Genomic DNA, 25,097 nt, shown 5'->3' with positions numbered 1-25,097 from the left:
AGGCCCGACGGGTGGGTGTCGACAGGGCCAGCGGCGCCGGCCCGGTGTCGATTCTAGTGTTTCAGCCCGCGCGAGGACTCGAGTTCGTCGAGCGCCTCTCGGAGAGCGGCGACCTCGTCGGCGTCGACCTGGCCGACGAATGAGACGAGTGCGGCGTGTCGGGACCCGGGAGCCTGTGCGCCCTTGAGCGCGTCGACCATCAGGCTGGCGACGAGGTCCTCGCGGGGACGGGTCGCCGCGTAGCGGTGTGCGCGGTCGTCGCGGATCTGGGTGACCAGGTCCTTCTTCGTCAGTCGCTGCAGCACGGTCATGACTGTCGTGTAGGCGAGGGATCGTGCGTTCGAGAGCTCGGCGTGGACCTGACGGACCGTCTGTGGGGTAGGCGACGCCCACAGACGGTCCATCACGGCACGTTCCAACTCTCCCAAGCCATTCATCTTCTTCATCTTACGTCGGCTCCTCTCGTTGTTCGCTTGCCGCCCGGTCGATTGTGCTAACGCTCGCCGGGCCGGAATGGTTCCCGGAACCCTCCGGGGAGGGTCGGCTTGACATGAAAGTAAGGCTAGCCTACATTCATTTCTAGCGATCGCGTGAGTGTCCTGAGGGCTGCAGAGACCCCCGATTTGCGACGACGGCCCCCGGGCTCCCGATGAGGAGCGCGGGGGTCGTCGAACTCTCGGCGGGCGCCGGTGGCACGCTGGCTGCATGACTGAGAACTACGACGCACTCGTGAAGAACGCCACCGGGCTCGACGCGCTCCTCGGATTCGCCATCGACGAGGTGTCCGGCGACGGCCTCCGCGGCACGTTGACGATCCGCGGCGACCATCACCAGCCGTTCGGCATCGTGCACGGCGGCGTCTACTGCGCCCTCGCCGAGACCGCGGCGAGCGTGAGCGCCTTCTGCTGGCTGCAGGAAAGCGGGATCGGCGGCACCGCCGTGGGCGTCAACAACTCGACGGACTTCCTGCGCTCGGCGTCCGAGGGCGACATCACCGTCGTCGCCACGCCCGTCCACCGTGGCCGCAGGCAGCAGTTGTGGCTGATCGACATGTCCGACGCCGACGGCCGCCCCCTCGCCCAGTCGAAAGTCCGCATGCAGAACATCGAGCTTCAGGACTGAATGTCACCACACGATCAAGACCATCGCTCCCACTGCTCGTCGAGCGCAGCCGAGACGTCGAGGAGCACGCCTCGACATGCGCGAGGCTTAAGGGGTGAATCGGTGTCACCACGTGACACCGATTCACCCCTTACCTGCTAGCGAAGCGGACTGTCGAAACCGCCGTCACCGGGGCTGGAACTTGGACGAGATACGTTGCCGTGCAGGCAGATCCAGTCTGCGTCCGGCGGTTTCGACTCGCGGCTTCGCCAGCGCTACGCCGCGGTGGTTCCTGAGCTTGTCGAAGGGCTCAACCACCTGTCTTTGCACGGTCAAGACCGCTGATTGGGCGACCGACGCACAGATCGCCTGGCACGGAGTTCGCAGCCCGTCAGCTCGCGGAGCTGTTGCGCTCCTCGAGGTCCTTCTTGGCCTTGGCGCGGTCCTCGTCGGCCAGGCGCAGTCGTTCGAGGTACGACAGTTCGGTGAGCGCGTGGCGGGCGTACACCTGCTGCTCGGTCACGGCCAACTGCGTGCGGCCGCGGGTGCTGAACGCGAAGAACCAGTTCACGAAGGTGTTCAGGCGGTTGCGGAATCCGACGATGTACACCAGGTGCAGCATCAGCCAGCCGAGCCACGCGAAGTAGCCCTCGGTTTCGAACTTCTTCTTGGTGCCGGGGATGGGCACCTGCATGACGGCGCTGTAGCGGGAGATCGTCGCCATCGAACCCTTGTCGAAGTAGCTGAACGGCTTGCGCTGGTCCGGGGTGTGGCCCTTGAGCGAGGCGCGGATCGCGTCGGCGGCGTAGCGGCCGCCCTGGATCGCGCCCTGCGCCACGCCGGGGACACCGTCGACGGCCATCATGTCGCCGACCACGAACACGTTCGAGTGGCCGGGGATCGTCAGGTCGGCCTGCACCTTCACGCGGCCCGCGCGGTCGAGTTCGGTGTCGGACTGGTCGGCGAGGATCTTGCCGAGCGAGCTGGCCTGGACACCCGCGGACCACACCTTGCACTGACTGTGGATCTTCGCGATCTGGCCGTCCGGGTACTTGACGGTGAGGCTGTCCTCGTCGATGTCGGTGACCATCGCGCCGAGGCGGACGTCGACGCCGAGCTTCTCCAGTCGGGCCTTGGCCTTCTGCCCGAGCTTCTCGCCGAACGGGGGGAGGACGGCGGGCGCCGCGTCGAGCAGGATCACCTTCGCCTTGGTGGGATCGATGTTGCGGAACGCGCCCTTGAGCGTCTTGTCGCTCATCTCGGCGATCTGGCCCGCCATCTCCACACCGGTCGGGCCCGCGCCGACGACGACGAACGTCATCAGCATCTCCTGCTCGGCGGGGTCGTCGGACAGCTCGGCCTGTTCGAACGCGCCCAGGATGCGGCCGCGGAGCTCCAGAGCGTTGTCGATGGTCTTCATACCGGGCGCGTACTCGGCGAAGTGATCGTTGCCGAAGTACGACTGGTCGGCGCCCGCGGCGATGATCAAGTCGTCGTACGGCGTCTCGGTGGTCCGCTCGAGCAGCTGGGAACGCACGACCTGCTTGTCGAGATCGATGTCGAAGACCTCGCCGAGGATCACGCTCGCGTTGCGCTGGTTGCGGAGGATCACGCGCGTGGCCGGCGCGATCTCGCCTTCGGCGATGATGCCCGTCGCCACCTGGTACAGCATCGGCTGGAACAGGTGATGCGTCGTCTTCGCGATGAGGGTGACGTCGACGTCGGCCTTCTTGAGGCGCTGCGCCGCGAACAGACCGCCGAACCCCGATCCGATGATGACGACCCGTCGGCGGCGCATCGGATCGGTGGCAATGGTGTTGCTCATCGGTGTCTTCTCCCAAGTTGTCGATGTGTTCGGTGCGCTGATCGCGTCCAACGGTAGTCGCTGGCGATCGTCGGGGCATCTCAGGCAGTGCGTGTCAGGCCCGTCGGATCGCCGTCGCCGGCCGCGCGCTGTGCCTGCCGCGCGTCCGGAGCCAGTGATCGCGCAGTATCTCGTACTCGACGTCGCCGTCGACGACATCGGGCGAGAGCCGTTCGTGTGTCAACGATCCCGCCGACAGTCGCATGCCGAGCTTGGTCATCACCCGCTGCGATGCGGTGTGGTCGGTGTGGGTGCTCGCGAACACGCGTTCGGTGTCGGAGGTCAGGAAGGTGACCGCGATCAGCGCGGCCGACGCCTCCGCCGCGAGACCGCCACCCCAGAATCGACGGTGCAGCCGGTAGCTCAGTTCGAGCTCGCGCGCGGAACTGTGGCGAGGCACGCGCAGATGCACCCAGCCGACGAACTCGCCGCCGCGGCGGGCGGTCATCGTCCACAGGCCGGTGCCGCACGCCGAGAACTGGGCCTGCGATCGAGGGATCACCCAGTCCCGGACGGTCGACCGACCGGTCGGCTCGCCGCCGCTGACGAACCGCATCACCGCCGGATCGGAATCGAGCTCGAGCAGCCGGTCGACGTCGTCGGGCGACACGGGTCGCAAACGAAGACGCTCCGAGTCGATGGGCACGTCTCGCAGTCTATCGACGGGGACCGAATCGATGTCAGAGGTGAGCGATATGGTCGACGCGTGTCGGAGACAGAGAACTCGAGCGGAGCCGCCGAACCGTACGTCGTCGAGGTCGCGTTGCGGTGGGGCGATCAGGATTCGCTCGGTCACATCAACAACGTCCAGGTGGCGCGCGTCTTCGAGGAGGCGCGTGTGCGCACCATGTCGAGCTGGTTCGGTCCCGCCCGCAGCGGTTTCGTCGGCGTCATCGCCCGCCAGGAGATCGAGTTCGCCTCGATCCTGCACTACTCGACCGAGCCCGTCCGGGTGCGGATCGCCGTCACCCGGATCGGCACGTCGTCGTTCGACTTCGGATGCACCCTGTACACGCCGGACGGCACGGTGGCCGCGTTGTGCGAGACGACGCTCGCCGGACTCGACCTGACCACCGGGGCCAAACCCGCGATCCCCGACTCCGTCCGCGCGGTCCTCGAGGCCCGCAGCGGCGATCCCGTGCCGTTTCGCCGTCGTCGCTGACGCCGTGCTGACCGTTCACCGAGCCGAGCGCGCCGACACCCTCGTCGGGGTGCTCGCCGACGCCCTGGCGACCCCTCCCGACGATCCCATGCGCGCCGAAGTGGTCGCCGTGCCCGAACGGGGCGTGGAACGGTGGCTGCGCCAGCAGCTGTCGTTGCGTCTGGGCATCGCCGCGAACATCGACTTCGACTCCACGGCGTCACTCCTCCGAACGGTGACGTCGGCAGCGTCGTCGGATCCCGACGCCGCCGAGTCGTGGTACGCCGAGCGGTTGCGCTGGCCGGTGCTCCGCGTCCTCGACGCGCACATCGACGATCCGCGGCTCGAAGTGATCGCCACTCATCTCGGACTGGCCGGCGACGACGCGAAACGCGCGCTGCGATCCGGGCGCAGGTTCTCGACCGCGGCGAGCATCGCAGGCATGTTCGGAGCCTACGGCTGGCAGCGTCCGACGATGATCGCCGACTGGGCAGCGGGCCGCGACACGGACGGCGTCGGGAACCCGCTCGCGGCTCACCTCGCGTGGCAGCCGTGGTTCTGGCGACTCGTCCGCGACGAGGTGGATCACCCGCATCCGGCCGAAGACCTCGACGGACTCGCCGTCCGGCTGCGCGACGAGCCGGACCTGGTCGACCTGCCCGAACGGCTCGCGCTGTTCGGCCCCACGCGCGTGCCGCAGACCCTGCACACCGTGCTCGACGGGCTGAGCGTCCACCGCGAGGTCACGCTGTACCTCCCGCACTCGTCGGACGCCCTGTGGCGGCGGATCGCGCGCGAGCCCGCTCGCCCGCGTCGCCGACGCGCGGACCGCGACGTCGCCCCGCCCGAGCACCCGCTGCTCGCGACCCTGTCTAGGGACGTCCAGGAGATGCAGGAGGTGCTGACGCCGTCGATCGGCTCCGACGTCCACCACCCGACCGAGGCCTCCGGTCCGGCGACGGTGCTGAGCGCCCTGCAGGACGGGCTGCGCCGCGACAGCCTCGACACCGTCGCCGGGCTGCGGGCGGACGCCTCGCTCGAGGTGCACGCCTGCCACGGACCGGAACGGCAGGTCGAGGTGCTGCGCGATCGCCTGCTTAGACTGTTCGACGACGACCCGACCCTCGAACCGCGTGACGTCCTGATCATGTGCCCCGACGTCGAGACGTTCGCGCCGCTGATCCGCGGCGCTTTCGGCCAGACCGGAATGCATCATCCCGCGTACGCGCTCAGGGTGCGCCTCGCCGACCGCGGCCTGCGCGAGTCGAACGCGGTGCTCGACGTCGTCGCCCGACTCCTCGACGTCGCGGCGGGACGGTTGCGCGCAGGCGAACTCCTCGACCTCGCGGCCGCGGCCCCCGTCCGCGCCCGCTTCCGGTTCACCGACGACGAGATCGACACCCTCGGCGGCTGGATCCGGCGCTCGGGCATCCGGTGGGGAGTCGACACCGCGCAACGCGATCGCTTCGGGCTCGGCGGGTTCCCCCAGGGCACCGTCGTCGGAGGGGTGGACCGCATCCTCCTCGGCGTGGTGGCCGAGGAGTCGGAGATGCAGTGGCTCGGCACCGCGCTGCCGCTCGCGGGAGTCGACTCGACCGACACCGACCTCGCGGGCAGGTTCGCCGAGTTCGCCGACCGCGTCGGCGCGTTCATCACGCGATCGGCGACGCCGCACCCGGCCGACGAATGGGCCGACCTGCTGATCGGGGTCGTCGAAGGCCTCACCGACGTCGGCGACGACGACGAGTGGCAGCGCGCGCAGGCGGTCGGCATGCTCGGCGACGCCCTGTCGAACGCCGACGGCATCGGGCTCGGTCTCGCCGACGTCCGCGATATGACGGCCGGGCTGCTCGCGGCCCGCCCCACCCGGTCGAACTTCTGCACCGGGGAGCTGACCGTGTGCACGATGGTCCCCATGCGGTCGGTCCCGCACCGCGCGATCGTCGTCCTCGGACTCGACTCGGGGGCCTACCCGCGACCGGCCTCCATCGACGGCGACGACGTCCTCGCCGTCGCGCCCCTCGTCGGCGAACGCGATCGTCGCGACGAGGACAGGCAGACGTTCCTCGACGCGGTCACCGCGGCCACCGGTCACCTGCTGGTCTTCTACACGGGAGCCGATCCGCGCAGCGGGGCCGTCCTTCCGCCAGCGGTCGTCGTCAGCGAACTGGTCGACGCCGCGAACGCGGTGATCGGCCACGACGACGGGCCGTCGCCTCTCGTCCACCGGCACACTCTCCACGCGTTCGACGCCGCGAACTTCACGGCCGACGGCGGCCGGGCGTTCAGCTACGACGCGTCGCTCCTCGACGGGGCCCGCGCGCTGAGCGCTGTGAATCGGTCGGGGGCCGCGGCCCCCGCACTGCCGCGGCTCGCCGACGCCCGGCTCGACGACCCAGAACCCGGCGACGTCGACCTCGACGATCTCATCGCCTTCCTGTGCGCGCCGGTCGACGGGTTCGCCCGTCAACGCCTCGGCGTGGGACTGCCCGAGAGCGCCGAGGAGCATCCCGACCAGCTGGCCGTCGCACTCGACGGACTCGAACAGTGGGGTGTCGGCAACCGGTACCTGCAGGCACTCCTCGACGGGCGTGACCCGGCCGCGGCCCAAGGCGCGGAACTGCGTCGCGGATCGCTGCCGCCGTTCGTGTTCGGCTCGCAGGCGTTCGGTCCCGTCCGAGACAAGGCGCAGGCGGTGGCGACGGCCGCGTCGGGACACCGGTCCGACTCCGCGGACGCCGTCGACGTCCGCGTCGACCTGCCGGGCGGACGCCGTCTGTACGGCACCGTCGGCGACGTGTTCGGCGAGCGTCTGGTCCCGGTCTCCTATTCGCGGCTGGGGGCGAAGCAGCGGCTCGGGGCGTGGATCAGACTGCTGGCGATCGCTGCCGGGTCGACACGACGGGTCCCACAGGCCGTGGTCGTCGGCGGGGCGGGCGGGCGCACGCCGTCGGCCAAGGTCAGCAGGCTCACAGCTCCCGATGACGCCGCGGCCATCTTGACCGTCCTCGTCGCCATCCGTGACGCCGGTCTGCGCGCGCCGGTCGGGTTGACGCTCGACGCCGCGGCGGCCGCGGCCGCCGAATTCGACCGGCGCGGTCAGGCCCCGCAGGCGATGAGGCGGGCCGCGTGGGCCTACGGAAACTCGTTCGGCGACAAGAGCCGCTACGCGGGTCTGGTCTTCCACGGCGACCCGGACGCGCCGGTCGCCTTCGACGAGTTGTGCGTCGCCGTGCCCGACCTCGACGCGCTGGCGGACGTGGAGCACCTGATCCCGGGCGACTCGTCGACGCCGACGTACCTGCGCCTGGCGGGCGCCCTGTTCACGCCGCTGCTGCGCACCGAGGAGGACCGGTGAACACCATCGAGTCGCGGGGCTTCAGCCTGCGGGACCCGCTGCCGACGGGCACCGTCGTGCTCGAGGCGAGCGCGGGCACCGGTAAGACGTACGCGATCGTGTCTCTCGCCGTCCGCTACGTCGCCGAGGGCGTCCCGGTGTCGCGGCTGTTGATGGCGACCTTCTCGAACGCCGCGTCCGCGGAGCTCCGCGACCGCACGCGCATGCGGCTGCGGGAGTGTCTCCGGGCCTTCGACGGCGATCGGGCGCCGGACGACGTCCTCGCCGACTGGCTGCTCGACGGGCCGGCCGAAGTCGTCGACCTGCGACGTCGACGACTCGTCTCGGCGCTGTCGGACTTCGACGCCGCGACGATGGCGACCACGCACACGTTCTGCAACCGGATGCTCGCCGCGCTCGGCTTCCTCGGCGAGCGGGAACAGCAGTATCCGATCGTCGAGGACGTGGACGACATCGTCGGCGAGGTGGCGAGGGACGCGTACATCGCGCGTTTCGCGGGCGACCCGTCCGCGGCCCCGCCGTTCGACGAGTCGATGGAGATCGCGAAGGCCGCGGTCCGAAACCCGAACGCGACGCTTGCCCCGTTCAAACCCGGCGAGACCGACGACGACACGGAGCTGCGCGTGCGGATGGCCGGTCATGTCCGGACGCAGACGGAGCTCCGGAAGCGGCTCGCCCGGCTGCGGACCTACGACGACCTCCAGAACACGCTGCACCACATCGTCACCGACCCCCACGTCGGCGATCAGGCGTGCGAACGCATCCGCGACCAGTTCTCGGTCGTGCTGATCGACGAGTTCCAGGACACGGATCCGCAGCAGTGGGAGATCGTCCGACGCTGCTTCCACACCAAGGCGCCGCTGATCCTCGTCGGCGACCCCAAACAGTCGATCTACGCGTTCCGCGGAGCCGAGGTGCTCAGCTACCTGCACGCCGTCCAGTCGTCCGGCGACCGCCGGATACTCGACGTCAACCGCAGGTCCGATCAGAACGTCGTCGAGGGCCTGAGCGCGGTGTTCGGCGGTGCGGCGTTCGGGCACCCCGACATCGTGTACCGGCCGGTCACCGCACATCATCCCGGTTCGCGCATCCACGGCGCACCCGCGGTCCGGATCCGGCGGTTCGACAAGAGCCAGTTCACCGTCCACACGCAGGACGGCACCACCCCGAAGGTCGCGCAGGTCCGCGAGAAGGTGATCGACGACGTCGCGGGCGACATCGCCGCACTGCTGTCGTCGACGGTCACCATCGAGGTCGACGGTGTGACCCGTGGCGTCCAGTCCGGCGACATCGCGGTCCTGCTCCGCGCGAACCGGACGATCGAGCCGCTGCAGCGGGCACTCGCCGACCGCGGAGTGGCGTCGGTGGTGACGTCGGGGACGTCGATCTTCACCACCGACGCGGCGCGACACTGGTGGCATGTTCTGACGGCCGTCGACCAGCCGTCCCGCCAGCCGTGGGTGCGGTTGGCGGCCCTCACGCCGCTCGTCGGTCACACGGCGCAGAGCCTGGAGTCGCAGGGCGACGCCGGAGTCGGCACGCTCGCCGCCCAGTTCGCCGAACTCGGCAGGGTCTTCGCCGGCGGTGGTTTCGCGGCGATGGCGGCACGACTGTTCGACGAGTTCGACACGGCGGCCAGGCTCCTCGGATCGGCGCGCGGGGAACGCCTGTTCACCGATGTCCGACAGATGGCCGACGTGTGCAACGCTCACGCGGCCGACGCCGGAGGGGGCCTCGCCTCACTCGTCGACTGGCTCGGCGAACAGATCGCCGAGGGCGCGCAGTGGAGCGGGCGCGGCGATGCGACGAGGCGGCTGGACCGCGACACGGCCGCCGTGCAGATCATGACAGTCCACGCCAGCAAGGGACTCGAGTTCCCGATCGTCTACGTGCCGTTCGGATGGGACGGCGCGTCCCGACCGAACCCTGCGACCTTCGTCTTCCACGACGATGGCGACACCCGGTGCCTCGACGTCGCGGGCACGTCGGCGCCCGGATACCACCGTCGCGACGGGCTCGCGCGCGCCGAGGCCGCGGGGGAGGACCTGCGTCTGATGTACGTCGCCGCGACGAGGGCACGATCGATGGTGGTGCTGTGGTGGGCCCCGAGCACGACGACGGCCCGCGGCGCGCTGCACCGTCTGCTGTTCAGCGCGCATCAGCGGGACGCGGCCGTCGCCGCGGGCGGCATCGCCCAGATCGCCGACACGGTGCCGATCCCGGCCGACGACATCGACGCGGCCGCGATCATCCGCCAGACGGCGGCGAAGAGCCCGTGCATCAGCGTCGAACGCGCCGGCGGACGGGACGGCGTCCGGGTCATGCGAGACGCAACCGGCGACGGGGACGAACCCGCCCTGACGGTGTCGCGGTTCGGCCGCGGAGTGGACGACGCGTGGCGTCGGACGTCGTACTCGGCGATCGTGGCGGCCGCGCACGCCGCTGCGCACGCGGAGCACGCGGCGGTGACGGTGATCGGCACGGGGAGCGAACCCGACGACGTCGACCGACGCGACGAGCCGTCCGAGCAGGCGGATCCGACGGTCGGCCGCGGCGAGCCGTCGTCGGGCCTGCCGTCGCCGATGAACGGGCTGCCGTTCGGCGCGGGTTTCGGAACGCTCGTCCACGAGGTCCTCGAACACGTCGACACGTCGGCCGACGACATCGACGCGCATGTGCGACGACTGACCGCGGACGGCGCCGCGCGGCGCGGCGTCGACATCGACGTCGACGTGCTGGCGACGGCGTTGATCGGAGTGCTCACGACGCCGCTCGGATTCGGCGACCTGTGGGGCGTCCCGCCGCGCGACCGCCTCGCCGAACTCGACTTCGAGCTTCCGCTGTCGTCGGTCGGCGGCGGCTTCGGCCTCGACTCCGTCGGTGACCTCCTCGCCGAGCATCTGCCGGCCGACGACCCACTCGCGCCGTACGCCGAACTGGTGAGGGGAGTGTCCGACGACAGGTTCCGCGGGTTCCTCACCGGCAGCATCGACTCGGTGCTCCGCACGTCCGACGGCCGTTTCGTCGTCGTCGACTACAAGACGAACCGACTGCGTCCCGGTGAACTGTCCGTCGAGGACTTCGACCGCGACGCGATGGCCGCCGAGATGATGTCGGCGCACTATCCGCTCCAGGCGCTGCTGTACTCGGTCGCGCTGCACAGGTACCTGTCGTGGCGGTTGCGCGGCTACGACCCGGCCCGTCACCTCGGACCTGTGCAGTACCACTTCGTCCGCGGCATGGCCGGGCCGTCCACGCCTGCGGGATGCGGTGTCTTCGAATGGCCGATGCCGACCGCCCTCGTCGAATCGATGAGCGCGCTGCTGGCCGGTGAAGGGATCGGGTCATGATCGTCGCGTCCGAAACGGGTGTCCTCGCGCCGTTCAACGAGGCGGGCGTCCTCCACGCCTCCGACGTGCACGTCGCGCGCCGGCTCACCGCCCTGGCGGGCGGCCCGACCGACGACGACGTGCTGCTCGCGACGGCGCTCGCGGTCCGCGCCGTCCGGACCGGCTCCACCTGTGTGCGACTCGACCTCATTGCCGACACGCCCGCCGAGCGGACGGCCGACGGCGACGCCGTCGAACTGACGTGGCCGCCGGTCGACCGGGTCGTCGCGGCGCTGGCGCGTTCGCCGCTGGTGACCGGTCCCGCGTCCGGTCCGCTGACGCCGTTGGCGCTGGCCGACTCGGCCGACGGACCGCTGCTGTACCTGCGGAAGTACTTCCGTCAGGAGCAGAGCATCCGGGCGATCCTCGACGGTCGTGCGGCATCGCGGCCGGACGTCGACCCGACGGCGTTGATCGGCGCCCTCGACGCGGCGTTCTCCCCGGCCGACGGGTACGACCGTCAGCGCGCGGCCGCCGCCCTCGCCGCGACCGGCTGGACGACGGTCCTCGCGGGCGGCCCCGGCACCGGCAAGACGTACACCGTGGCCCGCATCCTCGCCGTCATGGAGACGCTCCTCGGCGACGACGTCCGCATCGGCCTGTGCGCGCCGACCGGTCGCGCGGCGGCCCAGTTGCAGACGGCGATCGGCGAGTACAGCCGCACCCGTAGGCGCCTCGTCAGCGACCCGGCCGCCGTCACGGTGCACCGCCTGTTGGGATCGCGGCCGGACGGCACGTTCGTGCGCGGATCGGGCAATCGGCTGCCGTTCGACGTCGTCGTGGTGGACGAGACGTCCATGCTGCCGGTCACGATGATGTGCAGGCTCCTCGAGTCGCTGCGCAGCGACACCAGGCTGATCCTGGTGGGCGACCCGCATCAGCTGGTGTCCGTCGAAGCCGGAGCTGTGCTCGCCGACCTGGTGGAGCGCGAGCCCGCGCAGACGAGTACTCCGGAGCTCGCCTCGGCGTTCACCGCGGCCGCGCGGATCGACGAGTCCGACTTCACCGACACCGAACTGTCGGCGCTCGGCGGCGGCGTCATCACCCTGCGCCGTGGACACCGGTACGGCGACCGGATCGGCGACGTCGCCGAGGCGGTCAACGCGGGCGACGCGGACCGGGTGCTCGATCTGATCGGGACGTCGGACGACTCCGCGGTGACCCTCGTCGATCCGGACGAGCTGGACGAGGTGCGCGCGTCCGTCGTCGGGTGGGCGCGCGAGCTCCGCGTCGCCGCGGAGTCGGGCGACGAACGGTCCGCGGTGCGGGCGCTCCGCGGGCACCGGGTCCTGTGCGCGCATCGCGACGGGCGTTTCGGCGTCGGCGGCTGGTCTCGGCGGATCACCGGGTGGACCGCGGAGGATCTCGGCGGCGTCACCCACGGCGGATCGTGGTACGCGGGCGAACCGCTGTTGGTGACGGCCAACGACCGCGCGCAGGACGTCTACAACGGCGATTCGGGAGTCGTCGTCGCCGACGGTGACGCGCTGGTCGCCGTCTTCGAGCGCGGCGACAGCGTCAAACGGCTCCACCCCAGCCAGTTGGCCCATGTGGTTCCGGTGTACGCGATGACGATCCACCGCAGCCAAGGCAGCCAGTTCGCCGAGGTCACGGTGGTGTTGCCGCCCGCGGACGCCGAACTGCTCACCCGTGAACTGCTGTACACGGCCATCACCCGAGCCGAGCGTCGTGTACGGATCGTCGGGACCGCGGACGCCCTGCGGGCGGCGGTCGGGCGCCGCGTCGCTCGGGCGTCCGGCCTCCGGTCCCGCACAGCCGAACACTGACCGCTGCACCCGGGCCGGGTCTCTACCCGAGGTCGGCTCCGCCTGGGACGAGATCGCGTCGCTGATACGACTCCCGCGCGAGGAACAGTCGCTGTTGGTCGCGCGGGAGGGAGCCGAAGCCCTTCATGGAAGCCGAGCGCGCCATCTCGGTGCGGTGCGAGGTGATCGCGCGGATCTTCGCGCCGAGCTGTTCGTGGAGGTCGAGCGTGAGGTCGACCTGGTCGTCGGGCGTGCCGACGAGCGGCAGGTGGGACGCCTCGGGCAGGAACGGGCGGAGTTCGTCGACGACGCTGACCGGGATCGTCGCGAAGTACAGCGATTTCACCTGCCACGGGTCGCCGGAGCCCGGTGCGTAGTGCAGGAGCGGCGCGGCGTCGGCCGCGGCGCACACGAGCCTGTTGGTGTGGATGTGATCGCGGTGCCCGTAAATCCCGAACGCGTCATAGGTGACGATGATGTCGGGCCTGATCCGCCGGATGTGACCGACGAGCGCGGCGACCTCGTCGTCGAACTGCACGTCGATGAACGACGGCGCGTCGGGCGCCGACTCGGGAACGAAACTGTCGGCGTAGCCGAGGGCGATGGGCGGCCTGCTCAATCCGAGTTCGCGGGCGGCGTCCCCCAGCTCCACGTTCCGGACGGTGCCGGGCGCCCAGGTGCACGTGATGAGGTCGGCGTCGCCGCCCCGGGCGATATGGGCTGCGATGGTGCCGCCGGTCCACAACGATTCGTCGTCGGGGTGGGCGTGGACGAACAGGGCGCTCGGTATGCCGGACACGTGGTCCACAGTACGCGTCGAGGAGTCAGTAAGCTGTTCTGTGCCGATCGGCCGTTTCAGCCCCGCGGTGGGGCGAGAGAGGAGTATTCCGTTGACGTCACAGGTGCACGAGTTCCAGGCGGAGGCTCGCCAACTGCTCGACCTGATGGTCCATTCGATCTATTCCAACAAGGACAGCTTTCTGCGGGAGTTGGTGTCGAACGCGTCGGATGCGCTCGACAAGTTGCGACTCGCGGGCCTGACCGACAAGGACCTCGACGCGGACATCTCCGACCTGCATATTCGCTTGATTCCCGACGCCGGCGCGCGGACGCTGACCGTCGTCGACAACGGCATCGGAATGTCGCGCGACGAGGTGATCGGCCTGATCGGCACCATCGCGAAGTCGGGCACCGCGGAGCTGCGCCGCAAGCTGGCCGAGTCGCGTGCGGACGGGGCCGACACGGCTGTGTCCGAGGAACTCATCGGACAGTTCGGCGTCGGCTTCTACTCGACGTTCATGGTCGCCTCCGAGGTGACGCTCGTCACCCGTAAGGCGGGCGAGTCGGTGGGCACGCGGTGGACGTCCACCGGCGACGGCACGTACACGATCGACGACGTCGCGGACGCGCCTCAGGGAACCTCGATCACCCTCGCGTTGACCGCGGTCGACGAGGACGACGCCGTCCACGACTACGCGGACCGGTTCGTCCTGCGCGGTCTGGTGAAGAAGTACTCCGACTTCATCGCGTGGCCGATCCGGATGCTCGGCGAGGCGCCCGAACCGGTGGAACCCGCCGAGGGCGAAGAAGCCGTCGAGCCCGTCGGGCCGGTCGACGAGACGCTGAACTCGCAGAAGGCGCTGTGGTCCAAGTCGAAGGACGAGGTGACGCCCGAGGAGTACGCGGACTTCTACCGTCACGTCTCGCACGCCTGGGACGAGCCGCTGGAGACCATCTCGCTCCACGCCGAGGGCACGTTCGAGTACCAGGCGCTGCTGTTCATCCCGACCCAGGCGCCGTTCGACCTGTTCATGCGCGAACGCGCGAGCGGAATCCACCTGTACGTGAAGCGCGTCTTCATCATGGACGACGCGACCGAGTTGATGCCCGAGTACCTGCGCTGGGTGCAGGGCGTCGTCGACGCCGCCGATCTCTCACTCAACGTGTCGCGGGAGATCCTGCAACAGGACCGGCAGATCCGCGCGATCCGCCGCCGTCTTGTCAAGAAGGTGATCTCGACGGTCCAGGAGATCGCCGACAAGCGTCCCGACGACTACCGCACGTTCTGGGAGAACTTCGGCCGCGTCTTCAAGGAAGGCCTCGTCAACGACGCCGACAACGCTCAGGCCATCCTGAAGGCGTCGATGTTCGCGTCGACCCACAGCGAGACCGAGCCGACGCGTCTGGCCGACTACCTGACGCGCATGGCCGACGACCAGGACGTCATCTACTACATGACCGGCGAGTCGCGTGCGCAGATCGTCGGCAGCCCGCACCTGGAGGCGTTCGCCGCCAAGGGCATCGAGGTGCTCGTTCTGTCCGACCCGGTCGACGAGGTGTGGGTCGGCACGGTGCCGGAGTTCGACGGCAAGAAGTTCGTGTCGATCGCCAAGGGCGTCGTCGATCTGGACGGCTCGGACGACGAGGCCGACAGCGAACGCGACGAGGCGTTCGCCCCGCTGTTGGCCTGGATGGGCGAGGCGCTCGCCGACGACGTCACGCAGGTGCGTCTCACGTCGCGTCTCACCGATTCGGCCGCCTGCCTCGTCGGTGACGAGTTCTCGATGACTCCGCAGTTGGAGAAGCTGTACCGGGCGTCGGGCCAGGAGGTTCCGCGCAGCAAGCGGATCCTGGAGCTGAACCCGACTCACGCACTCGTCGAGCGTTTGAACGAGCGGTTCACGGCGTCGGACGACCACGCCGCGCTCGCTCCGGCGGCGTCGCTGGTGTTCGCGGCGGCCGTCCTCGCCGAGGGCGGCGAGCTCGCGGACCCCGCAGCGGTAGCGAAGTTGATCGCGCAGCAGGTCGCGGACTCGCTCGCCTGATGACGCTCATCACGCGGGCCGCGATCTGGATCGGATCGTGGTCGTGGCTTCCGCCGTATCTGCCGAAGATCGTCAAGATCGACGGCCTGATCCAGCGGCTCAGTCGGGGCCGGATCGATCTGCTGTGGATCGCGAGCCTGCCGAGCGTCACGTTCACCGTCGTCGGCCGCAAGAGCGGCGAGCCGCGGACGACGACGGTGCTCGCCGCGCCCGACGGCGACGACTGGATCGTCGCGGGCTCGTACTTCGGCGGCCCGAAGAGTCCGGCGTGGGTGTTCAACCTGCGTGCGGCCGGCGAGGCCACCGTCGGAGGGCGTCGTATGGACGCACAGGAACTGTCCGGCGACGCCCGCGACGAAGCCTGGCAGTGCCTGTTGAGCGTGTGGCCCAACTTCACTCTCTACGAACAGCGCACCGACCGCGTCATCCCGGTGTTCCGGCTGACGCCTGCCTGATCGGGCGATTCCCGCCCTGAGCGTTGATTCCCGCCCACGAACAGTCCGTGAGCGGGAATCGAGGCGTATGCGCGAAGGGCCTATTCGCCCTTGAACTGCGGGGGACGCTTCTCGAACACGGAGGCGATGGCTTCGCCGAGGTCGTTGCTGGGAAGGAAGGCCGCGTTCCACGTCGCGACGTAGCGCAGCGACTCGTCGACGCGGGCGCGGCGCGAGTGGTCCAGGACGTTCATCGTGCCCTGGACGACGAGCGGCGGGAGTTCGGCGATCTCGGCGGCCTTGGCGCGCGCCGCGTCGAGCAGTGCCTCCTGCGTGTCGAAGACGTCGGTCACGAGGCCGATCTTCTCGGCACGCGCGGCGTCGATGTCCTTGCCCGTGAGAGCGAGATCGCGGGTGTGGCCGTCGCCGACGATCAGTGGGAGACGGGCGAGCGAACCCATGTCGGCGACGATCGCGACCCGGACCTCACGAACGCTGAACTTGGCGTCCGCGCTCGCGATCCGGATGTCCGCGGCGGTGATCAGATCGACGCCGCCGCCGATGCACCAGCCCTGAACCGCTGCGATCACCGGCTTGCGGCAGTCGGCGACGGCGTTGATGCCCGCCTGCATGCGGCCGATCATGTTGTGGAAATCGGTGCGGGCCTTCGCCGCCTTGCCGTCGCCGCCGAGGACGGGACCGAAGTCGCCCGCCATCGCCGGAAGGTCGAGACCGAACGAGAAGTTCTTACCCGAACCGGTGAGCACGACCGCCCGCACATCGGGATCGGCGTCGAAGCCGGTGAACAACGGAACCAGCTCCGCCCAGAACGCCGGGCCCATCGCGTTGCCCTTGCCGGGGCCGATCAACGTCACCTCGGCGACGTGATCGGCGACGGTCACGTCGAACGCCTCGTACTTGTCGCTGTCGCGGTATTCCGGAGTCGTGTTCTCGCTCATGGGTGGAAGGCTACCGCCGTCTCGACTGCGCTCGACGGGCCGGGGTTAGCCGCGGGTGAGGAGGGGGAGTAGGCGTTGGGTGTCCTCGGGCGTCCAGCCCGGCGGTTCGAGGATCTTCGCCCATGCCTTCGGGATCGCGGCGAGGAAGGTGTGACCGTGGCCGTCGGGGACGTTCACCGACACGGCCATGTCGGCCGACACCTGGAGGAACGTGACGAACGGGATCCACACCGTCGAACTCAGCACGTCGCGGCCCCGCTTCTCCTCCAGCCAGTCCGGCTTGTTCAGGATCAGGTCGGGGGAGAACCAGGTGATCGGGTCGGACGGATGCTGCAGGTAGACGATGCGTCCGGTGTCCCACACCTTGCCGACCGGGCGCGACATGTCGTCGGCGTCGGCGATGAATCGGACCTGGTCGCCGTCCTCGTAGATCGGCAGCCACTCCGGCGAGCCGGAGTCGCGATGATCGGTCGTCTCGCGCCACAGGTCGTTGCTGAACGTGGGACCGGTGAACAGCGCGCCGTCGGTGCGGGCCGCGAGGGTCGGGATGGAACCGAACGGGGCCTCGGCGGCGAACGAGCCGAGGCTCTCGCCGTACACGACGATCTTCGGGCGCTGAGCCTCCGGGATGCGCCGGAGCCGCCGGTCGACGGCTTCGAACAGCGCCCGACCGGCCTGTCGGGCGCGTTCCTGGTCGACGAGGAACGACAGCCAGCTCGGCAGCGTCGAATACTGCATGGACACGACGGCGGTGTCGCCGTTGTACATGTACTCGAGCGAGTCGGTGTTCGCCTGGTTGATCCAGCCGGTGCCGGTGGTCGACGCCACGGCGATCAGCTTGCGCTTGAATCCGCCGGTCCGCTCCAATTCGCGCGCGGCGAGTTCGGCGCTGGCCTCGATGGAGTCCGCCGACTTCAATCCGGCGTACACGCGGATCGGCTCCGTCGCGGGCCGCTTGTTGAACTCGGTCAGCTGCTCCACGGTTGGCCCGCTCGACACGAACGTCCGCCCCATCCGGCCCAGGCTGTCCCAGCTGACCAGCGACTGCGGGCCGCCGGAACGCAGCGTGGAGGTCGGCGGCTCGGTGTCGGGGTTCGTCTCGTCGTTGACCGCGGCGAACGTCGAGTTCAACGCGCTCATGCCGTAGTTAGCGACGACGCCGTTGAACACGAGCACCGCCAACACGACGACGACGAGCCCTGTCGCCACCGCGGAGATGCGCGGCGGGACCTTGCGGTTCAGCATGCGGAACAGGGTGCGGGTACCCCAGCCGACGGCCTGGCCGATGCCGACCAGGATCGCGAACACGATCACCGCGACGATCACCACGGTCGGGTACGCCGTCCACGTCAGACGTTCGACGCCCATCAGGTCGCGGATCTCGTCCTGCCAGCGGTGGAACCAGAACATCATCGTGACGGTGCCGATCACGAAGACGACGCCGAGGCCGATCCACCAGGTGCGGCCGGGGCGGCGCCACGCCTCGTCCCGCGAGAGCATGTAGCGGGCCAGCCACGCGACGAACGCGCCGAGCATGTATCCGATACCCGCTGCTCCCGCGCTTACGGCGCCCTGGAACAGGGGACCGCGGGGGAGCAGGGACGGCGTCGCCGACAACCACAGGAACAACGTCGCGATCACCGCGCCCGTGAACGACAGGCGCCGCCCGTACCCCCGCGCCGCCGCGAGGAGACGCCCGCCGCGAGGCGTGTCGGTGGTCGGTTCCGTTGCGTCGTCGGTGTCCACGTCGCCTCCTCGTACTCGATTGTGAGGATCACAAGATACACGCAGGGTACGACGTCGGCGCACACTGCACCTCGACGTTGGCGCTGTTGTGCAACGATTGTCGCCGTGAGCATTTCGTCTGATCCGATCGCCGCGTCCGACATCGTCCTCGGAGTGCCGGTCGTCGACCTGTCCGCATCGTCCGACGCCTACCGCGTCCTGCTCGGCGAACCGGTCGAGACGGGGGTGTGGCTGGTCGGGAACGGGCGGGTGGAGTTGCTGCCCGGGGACGCCGACCAGGCCGTCGACTTCACCGTCGCGGATCTGTCCGAGAGCATCCGACTGCTGGGCCGACGCGGACTGACGTCCGTGTACCGCGACGACTCGTCGTATGCGTTCGAACACGTCGCGCCCATCGGCGTGGCGTCCCGCGGCGGGAGCGGCCACGGACCGCGGATCGACCATGTCGTCATGTATCACCACGACGTGGACGCGGCAGTCGCGCTGTACGCGGGACGTCTCGGGCTCGACTTCCGGCTCGACCGGACCATCGCGGAGGGCGTCGCGCAACTGTTCTTCCGCACGTCGACCGTGATCGTCGAAGTCGTGGCCGGCCCGAGCATGGCCGACCGGGACCGGTTCGGCGGGCTCGCCTGGCTGATCGACGACATCGACGACGAGCGCGCGCGACTCGCGGATGCGGGCCTCGACGTGAGCGAGGTCCGCGTCGGTCGCAAACCCGGGACGAGGGTCTGCACCGTCCGCGATCGCGCGCTCGGAACCCCGACCCTGCTGATCGAACAGACACCGCGATCGTGACGCCGATGTTCCCGCTGGGCTCGGTGCTCCTGCCCGGGGAGACGCTGCCGCTCCGGATCTTCGAACCGCGCTACGCCGCCATGTTCGACGAGCTGCTCGCGGGTGACCGCACCTTCGGGGTCGTGCTGATCGAACGAGGATCGGAGGTCGGCGGCGGGGACGACCGCGACTCGGTCGGGACCCTCGCACACGTTCAGGCGTGGGCAGAGACCGGCCACGGTCGGTACTCGGTGAACTGCATGGGCACCAGGCGGATCGTCGTCGACCACTGGCTCACCGACGACCCGTACCCACGTGCGGTGACCCGGGAACTGCCCGACGAGCCCGGGGGCGACCCCGACTGGCCGTCGCTCCTCGGCAAACGCGCCCAACTCCAACTGCTCTGCGGTCAGGGCGGACGGCGAGACCAGCAGCTGCGGTGGATCGCTTCGCAACTCGCCGAACCCGTCGACTACGCCGGACCCGACCGCGAAGAGGCGTCGTGGCGCGCGGCGTCCGACTTGCCGCTCGGCGCGGCCGACCGGCGCAAGGCGCTCGCGGCGCCTGACCCGGCCGCGCGCGTCGACGTCCTCGTGTCGGCCGTCGACGATCTGATCGCGGCGCTGAGATTCCGTCTTCAGGCGTGAACGCTCCGGCGCGCCTACAGTCGAACCCGTGAGCAATCTCGAGGACGACCCGCACGCGATCGACTGTTCCGGCACCCCGTCCGAGGGCGTGGAGGTGGTGACACCCCGCGAGGTCCCGCTCGGCGGCCTGCGGGCGATGACCGTCAACCGCACGCTCCCGACTCGCGACCGGTCCATGGTCGGCGCGTGGTGCTTCGCCGACCACTACGGCCCGGAACCGGTGTCGAGCAGCGGCGGCATGCGGGTTCACCCGCATCCCCACACCGGACTGCAGACGGTCAGCTGGCTGTTCGACGGCGAGATCGAGCACCGTGACAGCGCGGGCGTGCAGGCGATGGTCCTGCCCGGCGAGATCAACCTGATGTCGGCGGGCCACGGGATCAGCCACTCCGAGATGTCGACCGATGCGACGGACGTCCTCCACGGTGTGCAACTGTGGGTGGCCCTGCCCGACGCCGTCCGCGACGACCCGCACGGCTTCCAGCATCATGTCCCGGAACAGGTGCAGCTCGGCGGCGCGGGCACCGTCCGCGTGTTCATCGGCGAGATCGCCGGCTCGTCGTCGCCGATCGTGACGGCCACCCCTCTGCTCGGCGCGGAGATCGTCCTCGATCCCCGCTCGGAGATCGCGCCGGCCGTGGACGAGGCGTTCGAGCACGGAGTGCTCCTGGACACCGACCGGCTCCTCGTCGACGGCGTCGAGATCGGTCGCGGCAGTCTCGCGTATGTCGGTCCGGGCGCCACGGCCATCCGGTTGACCAACCCGACCGACTCTCAGGCGCGCGTGATCCTGCTCGGCGGCCGGCCGTTCGACGAGGACGTGATCATGTGGTGGAACTTCGTCGGCCGCACACACGACGAGATCGTCGAGTACCGGATGGAATGGGAGAGCGCCGCCGAGCGTTTCGGACGGGTGGAGGGCTGGGACCCCGCGGATCGGATCCCCGCGCCGCCGCTGCCGACAAGCAGGCTCAAGCCGAGAAAGAGGCCAGGACATGAGTGAGACCACCGGACAGATCGCCGTCGCCCGCAACGACGAGGCGGGTCGCTACGAGATCACCGTCGACGGCGAACTCGCCGGGTTCACGCTGTTCGTCGATCGTGGACCGCAGCGGATCTTCTCCCACACCGAACTCGACGACAGGTTCGCCGGCCGCGGCCTCAGCTCGATCCTCGTCCGTGACGCGCTGGCAGACACCCGCACGGCGGGGCTCCGCGTGGTCCCGGTGTGTCCGCTCGTCGCCCACTACGTCTCCAAGCACGACGAGGTCGCCGACATCGTCGATCCCGTGACCCCGGACGTGCTCGACTTCCTCACGTCGCGCTGAGCCGTCGCGGGAGTGTCTCTCACTCTCGCGGGTGGACGTTGAAGCGACTCATGATGGAGACGCGATTGAATGCGTTGATCGCCACGGCCACCCACGTGACCGCCGAGATCTGCGCCGCGTCGAGGATGTCGGCCGCGCGTTCGTAGGCGCAGTCGGCGTCCTCGGTGGACGGGAGTTCGGTGGCCGATTCGGCGAGGTCGAGAGCGGCGCGCTGCTGATCGTCGAAGAGCAGGGGAGCCTCGCGCCACGCAGGCAGGACGGCGATCTGCTGCTCGGTGACGCCCGCGACGACGGCCGCCTCGTGGTGCAGGCTCAGGCAGAATGCGCAGCCGTTGATCTGCGAGCAACGCACGTTGACCAACTCCACCAGCCGACGGTCGAGTCCAGCGTCCTCCGCGGCCTGCTTCGCGGCGGCCGAGACGGCGACGAGTTGCTTGTAGACGGCCGGAGACTGTTTATCGATGGACACGCGGGGAGTCGGCATGGCACAAACGTACACATGAACGCCGAACCCTCTGCGCTGCACAGTCTGACGCGATACCCCGGCCGCGGCGGCGACCGGGCCCTGCTCGACGAAGTCCTCGACGAGGCGTTGGTCGCGACCCTGTCGACGGTCGTCGACGGGTGGCCGTGGTCGGTGCCGCTGGTGTTCGCGCGGGTCGGTGACGACGTCATCGTCCACGGGTCGACGGGCGCCGGGATGCTCCGGCACGTCGCGGCCGGGGCCGCGGTCACGCTGACGGCGTTCACCGTCGACGGGCTCGTCGTCTCCGACACGTTGTTCGACCACTCGGTGAACTATCGCGCCGTCGTCGTCCGGGGTGTGCTCGAGACCGTCGACGATCCGACGGCCGCGCTCACCGCGTTGACCGACAGGATCATCCCCGGGCGGTCGGCGGAGACGGCGCCGATCACGAAGAAGGAGGTCGCCGCGACGATCGCGCTCCGCCTCCCGATCGTCGACGGCAAGTGGATCGCGAAGTCGAGAAGCGGCGGCGCGGGCGTCGAGACGGACGGGTGGACGGGTGTGGTCCCGATGCGGACCGTGTACGACGAGCCGATCACCGACACCGGGACCGTGATCCCGGAGTCGGTGCGTCACTTGGCGCGGTAGCGGAACACCTTCGTCCCGACGAAGCACGGGCTCGGGTTGATCATCGCGACGCTCAGCACTCGTCGACGAGTGTCGTAGTCGATGCCCTCGGACTCGTAGGTTCCCGTGCACACGCTGCGCTTGGGGAGGTCGAACTCGGGAGTGACCGTGGCGTCGACGACCTTCGCCGATCCGACCGGAGCCGACAGCGTCACCGACACCACGCGGTTCACCGGTTCGTCGACGGCGCAGGCGAGCCGCTCGGCGGTGACGAAGTCGCAGCTCTGGACGTTCTCCAGCGGCTTGTCGAGGCGGATCTCACCCGCGATCGGGATGGTCGAGCCCGACGGCTCGCCCTTCGGGTTGTCGAAGACGAGCAGGCGTTTCATCACGAACCACTCGCCGTTGACGAGGTGCTCGCCCGTCGGGTCGACGGTGACGAACGAGTTGTTCGCCCGTTCGCCCGGTTCGAGCACATGGTCGTAGCGGGTGAAACGTCCGGTCGGCGACGTGATCGTGAACAGTTTGCGTCCGGCGTCGAGGTCCTCGTACACGTCGTAGGTGTATCCGCCGTGGATGTCCTGGTCGCCGATGTGCGTCCAGCCTTGCGCGGCCAGCTCCGGTCGGATCGACAGCCATCCGCGCGGATGGAGGAAGCCGTGTCTGTCGGTCGCGAGACCCTCGTTGTAGATCGGGGTGAAGTGGTCCGACACCGACGGCCGGGACCAGTCCGCGTGTGCGGGAGGTGAGAACACCGCCGCAGCGAGGCCTCCTATGACGAGTGCGATGGAGAGTCTGCGTGTGCGGCGGTGTCTGGTCACATCGTGACGTTAGCCGGTGATGGTGTCGTGCGCGGCCGTGTCGGCGGCGGACGTCCCGGATGCGCCGAGGTCGGCGAGCATTCCGGCCACGTCGATACCGGTGGTGGAACGGATCACCTCGAGCGTGCTCGCCACACCGGCGCCCGCGCTGCGCGTCAGTGGGCTCACCGAATCGCCGACGAGCGTGATGTTCGAGTCGGCCAACGGCTCCGACGCCGCGCGGACGATGTCGGGCAACTTGGACAGGACGAGTTCGAGCTGGCCGACCTTGTCGAGCTTGCCGAGGGCGTCGGCGCGCTTCTCGAGAGCCTCGGCTTCGGCCTCGCCGGTGATGCGGATGCCCGCCGCCTTGGCCTCGGCCTCCGCGGTGATCTCCGCTTTGCGTGCCTCCGCGCGCTGCTGGGCCGCATACAGCTCGGCCTCGGCGGGACGACGCACCTCGGCGTCGAGCTGAGTGTCGCGCAGGCGAGCCGACTGCTCGGCCACCTCGTTGTCCTTCTCCACCTGGATCCGGCGGCGTTCGGCCTCGACGAGCGGACGCACAGAGTCGGCCTCGGCCGCGGCGCGGTCGGTGGCTTGACGTGCGGCTTCGCGCTGGATGTCGAGCTCGCGCTGCTGCTCGATGATCGCCTGCTCGTTCTTGATCCGGCTCTGCTCGGCGACGCGGTGCGCCTCGGCGCGCGACTGTGCGGCGATCGCAGCCTGATCCGAACGCTCCTTGGCCGCGAGGTCGCTGAAGTACTGGCCGTCGGAGTCCTGGACGTCGTTGATGGAGAAGCTGTCGAGCAGCAGACCCTGGTTGCCGAGGATCTCCTTGATCGACTGAGCGACCTGGTCGACGAGCTGCTGGCGGTCGACGAGAATGCTCTTCGCGGTCATGGTGCCGACGATCGACCGGAGTTCGCCGGACAGCTGCTCGGTCACCAGCGCCTTGACGCGTTCGAGGTCGTCGCCGAAGCGGGGACCGGCCTTCAGGATGTCCTCGGGCGTGTCGCCGACCTTGACGACGGCGACGCCGCGGACCTTGAGTTCGATGCCGTCGTTGGCGGGGGTCGACGTGTCGAGGTCGGCCTTGATCGACGAGAGCTGCACCCGCGTCGCACGCTGCACGACCGGCAGCACGAACGTTCCGGTGCCCCGGTACACCTTGCCTTGATGGCCCTTGCCGGTGCCGGTGACGATGAACGCCTCTTCGGCCCCCGGCACCCGGTAGCGGGACAGGAGCAGTAGGACGACGAGGACGAGCAACACCACGACGGCTGCGACAGCCCAGATGACGGTGGTCATGGGTGTATCAATTCCCTTCCGGATGGTCGCCGAACGTTATCGGCGAGACGATGAAGACCTCGCGGCCGTCCGCCTTCTCCAGGACGACGGCGCGTGCGTTGTGGGGCAGCTGTTCGGTCGACCGCACGGTGATCTGCCTGGTGCCGAGTGGCGTCGACACCTCGGCGGTGCCGAGTCGGCCGTCGGACACCGGTTCGACGATCCGGACGGTGGAGCCGATCAGGTCGAACGAGGGCAGCTCTTCCTCCGAGTCGACGAGGTAACCGAGGATGAGCAGTGCGACGCCCGACAGGACGACGCCGGTGGCGATTCCCGCGGCGAGCGCGATCAGCGTCGATGTGTGACCGAAAGTGAGCAGGCCGCCCGCGAGGAGTCCGAAGCCGGTGAGGAACGGTGTCACGACGGACAGCAGTCCCGCGCCGGAATCGCCCACGTGAACGTCGACCTGCGCGAACTCGAATCCGATGAGCGAGAGCAATGTGAGCACTAAGCCGACGAGACCTATTGCGAGTAAGACGATTCCGAGCACGGCACCCCAATCCGCTAGGTGTTTCGCGTGAC

General features: G+C 69.4%; 22 protein-coding genes. 12 read left to right on the top strand and 10 right to left on the bottom strand.

Annotated elements, in window-relative coordinates; translation table 11 throughout:
- Positions 1-53 precede the first annotated feature (53 nt).
- Positions 54-446 carry a BlaI/MecI/CopY family transcriptional regulator gene (locus GYB83_RS17485; RefSeq protein WP_161896629.1) on the bottom strand — a complete coding sequence of 131 codons (393 nt, stop codon included), beginning with the start codon at positions 444-446 and terminating at the stop codon, positions 54-56.
- Between the two features lie 259 nt (positions 447-705).
- On the opposite strand from GYB83_RS17485, the gene GYB83_RS17480 reads away from it, so the two are divergent.
- The gene (locus GYB83_RS17480) at positions 706-1,122 is read left to right on the top strand and encodes a PaaI family thioesterase (RefSeq protein ID WP_161896628.1); all 417 of its coding nucleotides are present in this window, start codon (positions 706-708) and stop codon (positions 1,120-1,122) included.
- Between the two features lie 370 nt (positions 1,123-1,492).
- Here the strand turns inward: GYB83_RS17480 and GYB83_RS17475 are convergent, their stop codons facing one another.
- Together GYB83_RS17475 and GYB83_RS17470 are read right to left on the bottom strand one after the other, a co-directional pair.
- Positions 1,493-2,926, bottom strand: coding sequence for an NAD(P)/FAD-dependent oxidoreductase (locus tag GYB83_RS17475; RefSeq protein ID WP_161896627.1), 1,434 nt, complete (start codon positions 2,924-2,926; stop codon positions 1,493-1,495).
- A 94-nt stretch (positions 2,927-3,020) separates the two neighbouring features.
- Positions 3,021-3,611, bottom strand: coding sequence for a GNAT family N-acetyltransferase (locus tag GYB83_RS17470; RefSeq protein ID WP_161896626.1), 591 nt, complete (start codon positions 3,609-3,611; stop codon positions 3,021-3,023).
- A 60-nt stretch (positions 3,612-3,671) separates the two neighbouring features.
- Between GYB83_RS17470 and GYB83_RS17465 the strand changes: the two genes are divergently transcribed.
- Genes GYB83_RS17465 through recD form a run of 4 tightly spaced genes read left to right on the top strand, consistent with a single transcriptional unit; the run spans position 3,672 to position 12,640 of the window.
- A complete protein-coding gene (locus GYB83_RS17465; RefSeq protein ID WP_161896625.1) occupies positions 3,672-4,127 on the top strand; it encodes an acyl-CoA thioesterase in 456 nt (151 codons plus the stop codon).
- A 4-nt stretch (positions 4,128-4,131) separates the two neighbouring features.
- The gene (recC, locus tag GYB83_RS17460; protein ID WP_161896624.1) at positions 4,132-7,464 is read left to right on the top strand and encodes an exodeoxyribonuclease V subunit gamma; all 3,333 of its coding nucleotides are present in this window, start codon (positions 4,132-4,134) and stop codon (positions 7,462-7,464) included.
- Positions 7,461-10,814, top strand: a complete 3,354-nt coding sequence (locus tag GYB83_RS17455; RefSeq protein ID WP_161896623.1) for a UvrD-helicase domain-containing protein — start codon at positions 7,461-7,463, stop codon at positions 10,812-10,814. Before recC ends, GYB83_RS17455 begins: the two co-directional genes overlap by 4 nt.
- Positions 10,811-12,640 carry an exodeoxyribonuclease V subunit alpha gene (gene recD, locus GYB83_RS17450; protein WP_161896622.1) on the top strand — a complete coding sequence of 610 codons (1,830 nt, stop codon included), beginning with the start codon at positions 10,811-10,813 and terminating at the stop codon, positions 12,638-12,640. Before GYB83_RS17455 ends, recD begins: the two co-directional genes overlap by 4 nt.
- 22 nt (positions 12,641-12,662) lie before the next feature.
- On the opposite strand, the gene GYB83_RS17445 is transcribed toward recD, so the two are convergent.
- Positions 12,663-13,427 (bottom strand): PIG-L family deacetylase, encoded by a 765-nt coding sequence (locus tag GYB83_RS17445; protein ID WP_161896621.1) that lies wholly within the window; start codon positions 13,425-13,427, stop codon positions 12,663-12,665.
- A gap of 82 nt (positions 13,428-13,509) precedes the next feature.
- On the opposite strand from GYB83_RS17445, the gene htpG reads away from it, so the two are divergent.
- Together htpG and GYB83_RS17435 are read left to right on the top strand one after the other, a co-directional pair.
- Positions 13,510-15,444 (top strand): molecular chaperone HtpG, encoded by a 1,935-nt coding sequence (gene htpG / locus GYB83_RS17440; RefSeq protein WP_161896620.1) that lies wholly within the window; start codon positions 13,510-13,512, stop codon positions 15,442-15,444.
- Positions 15,444-15,899 carry a nitroreductase family deazaflavin-dependent oxidoreductase gene (locus tag GYB83_RS17435; protein WP_161896619.1) on the top strand — a complete coding sequence of 152 codons (456 nt, stop codon included), beginning with the start codon at positions 15,444-15,446 and terminating at the stop codon, positions 15,897-15,899. Before htpG ends, GYB83_RS17435 begins: the two co-directional genes overlap by 1 nt.
- An 80-nt stretch (positions 15,900-15,979) precedes the next feature.
- Here the strand turns inward: GYB83_RS17435 and GYB83_RS17430 are convergent, their stop codons facing one another.
- Entirely contained in the window at positions 15,980-16,837 is an 858-nt protein-coding gene (locus GYB83_RS17430) for a crotonase/enoyl-CoA hydratase family protein (protein WP_161896618.1), read from the bottom strand.
- Between the two features lie 45 nt (positions 16,838-16,882).
- On the bottom strand, positions 16,883-18,583 hold the full coding sequence (locus GYB83_RS17425; RefSeq protein WP_228461580.1) for an alpha/beta hydrolase: 1,701 nt from the start codon (positions 18,581-18,583) through the stop codon (positions 16,883-16,885).
- 105 nt (positions 18,584-18,688) lie between these two features.
- Between GYB83_RS17425 and GYB83_RS17420 the strand changes: the two genes are divergently transcribed.
- From GYB83_RS17420 to GYB83_RS17405, 4 genes are read left to right on the top strand one after another with little or no spacing between them, the layout of a single operon-like run.
- A complete protein-coding gene (locus tag GYB83_RS17420; RefSeq protein WP_228461578.1) occupies positions 18,689-19,381 on the top strand; it encodes a VOC family protein in 693 nt (230 codons plus the stop codon).
- Positions 19,382-19,386: 5 nt separating this feature from the next.
- Positions 19,387-20,007 carry an LON peptidase substrate-binding domain-containing protein gene (locus GYB83_RS17415; RefSeq protein ID WP_186349866.1) on the top strand — a complete coding sequence of 207 codons (621 nt, stop codon included), beginning with the start codon at positions 19,387-19,389 and terminating at the stop codon, positions 20,005-20,007.
- A 28-nt stretch (positions 20,008-20,035) separates the two neighbouring features.
- Complete coding sequence (locus GYB83_RS17410; RefSeq protein WP_186349800.1) at positions 20,036-21,010, top strand: pirin family protein; 975 nt, start codon at positions 20,036-20,038, stop codon at positions 21,008-21,010.
- Entirely contained in the window at positions 21,003-21,335 is a 333-nt protein-coding gene (locus GYB83_RS17405) for a GNAT family N-acetyltransferase (RefSeq protein ID WP_161896616.1), read from the top strand. The genes GYB83_RS17410 and GYB83_RS17405 overlap by 8 nt, the downstream gene beginning before the upstream one ends.
- A 19-nt stretch (positions 21,336-21,354) precedes the next feature.
- Here GYB83_RS17405 and GYB83_RS17400 read toward each other — a convergent pair whose 3' ends face one another.
- Complete coding sequence (locus GYB83_RS17400; protein WP_161896615.1) at positions 21,355-21,819, bottom strand: carboxymuconolactone decarboxylase family protein; 465 nt, start codon at positions 21,817-21,819, stop codon at positions 21,355-21,357.
- Positions 21,820-21,834: 15 nt separating this feature from the next.
- Between GYB83_RS17400 and GYB83_RS17395 the strand changes: the two genes are divergently transcribed.
- Positions 21,835-22,449, top strand: coding sequence for a pyridoxamine 5'-phosphate oxidase family protein (locus tag GYB83_RS17395; RefSeq protein WP_161896614.1), 615 nt, complete (start codon positions 21,835-21,837; stop codon positions 22,447-22,449).
- Here the strand turns inward: GYB83_RS17395 and GYB83_RS17390 are convergent.
- Genes GYB83_RS17390 through GYB83_RS17380 form a run of 3 tightly spaced genes read right to left on the bottom strand, consistent with a single transcriptional unit; the run spans position 22,434 to position 25,023 of the window.
- Complete coding sequence (locus GYB83_RS17390) at positions 22,434-23,249, bottom strand: hypothetical protein (protein WP_161896613.1); 816 nt, start codon at positions 23,247-23,249, stop codon at positions 22,434-22,436. The two genes, GYB83_RS17395 and GYB83_RS17390, sit on opposite strands and share 16 nt — an antisense overlap.
- 9 nt (positions 23,250-23,258) lie before the next feature.
- On the bottom strand, positions 23,259-24,536 hold the full coding sequence (locus GYB83_RS17385; RefSeq protein ID WP_161896612.1) for a flotillin family protein: 1,278 nt from the start codon (positions 24,534-24,536) through the stop codon (positions 23,259-23,261).
- 7 nt (positions 24,537-24,543) lie between these two features.
- Positions 24,544-25,023 (bottom strand): hypothetical protein, encoded by a 480-nt coding sequence (locus GYB83_RS17380; RefSeq protein ID WP_228461577.1) that lies wholly within the window; start codon positions 25,021-25,023, stop codon positions 24,544-24,546.
- Between the last annotated feature and the right edge of the window lie 74 nt (positions 25,024-25,097).

Source organism: Gordonia spumicola (genome assembly GCF_009932475.1).
GTDB classification, from domain to species: Bacteria; Actinomycetota; Actinomycetes; order Mycobacteriales; family Mycobacteriaceae; genus Gordonia; species Gordonia spumicola.
This window is presented reverse-complemented; position numbering and strand designations above follow the sequence as displayed.

What these genes read in the sequence shown, in the direction of transcription:
- GYB83_RS17400 (WP_161896615.1), bottom strand. Translation starts at nt 21,819, where the DNA reads ATGCCGACTCCCCGCGTGTCCATCGATAAACAGTCTCCGGCCGTCTAC.
- GYB83_RS17435 (WP_161896619.1), top strand. Translation starts at nt 15,444, where the DNA reads ATGACGCTCATCACGCGGGCCGCGATCTGGATCGGATCGTGGTCGTGG.
- GYB83_RS17475 (WP_161896627.1), bottom strand. Translation starts at nt 2,926, where the DNA reads ATGAGCAACACCATTGCCACCGATCCGATGCGCCGCCGACGGGTCGTC.
- GYB83_RS17415 (WP_186349866.1), top strand. Translation starts at nt 19,387, where the DNA reads ATGTTCCCGCTGGGCTCGGTGCTCCTGCCCGGGGAGACGCTGCCGCTC.
- GYB83_RS17485 (WP_161896629.1), bottom strand. Translation starts at nt 446, where the DNA reads ATGAAGAAGATGAATGGCTTGGGAGAGTTGGAACGTGCCGTGATGGAC.
- GYB83_RS17395 (WP_161896614.1), top strand. Translation starts at nt 21,835, where the DNA reads ATGAACGCCGAACCCTCTGCGCTGCACAGTCTGACGCGATACCCCGGC.
- GYB83_RS17385 (WP_161896612.1), bottom strand. Translation starts at nt 24,536, where the DNA reads ATGACCACCGTCATCTGGGCTGTCGCAGCCGTCGTGGTGTTGCTCGTC.
- GYB83_RS17480 (WP_161896628.1), top strand. Translation starts at nt 706, where the DNA reads ATGACTGAGAACTACGACGCACTCGTGAAGAACGCCACCGGGCTCGAC.
- GYB83_RS17405 (WP_161896616.1), top strand. Translation starts at nt 21,003, where the DNA reads ATGAGTGAGACCACCGGACAGATCGCCGTCGCCCGCAACGACGAGGCG.
- GYB83_RS17430 (WP_161896618.1), bottom strand. Translation starts at nt 16,837, where the DNA reads ATGAGCGAGAACACGACTCCGGAATACCGCGACAGCGACAAGTACGAG.
- recD (WP_161896622.1), top strand. Translation starts at nt 10,811, where the DNA reads ATGATCGTCGCGTCCGAAACGGGTGTCCTCGCGCCGTTCAACGAGGCG.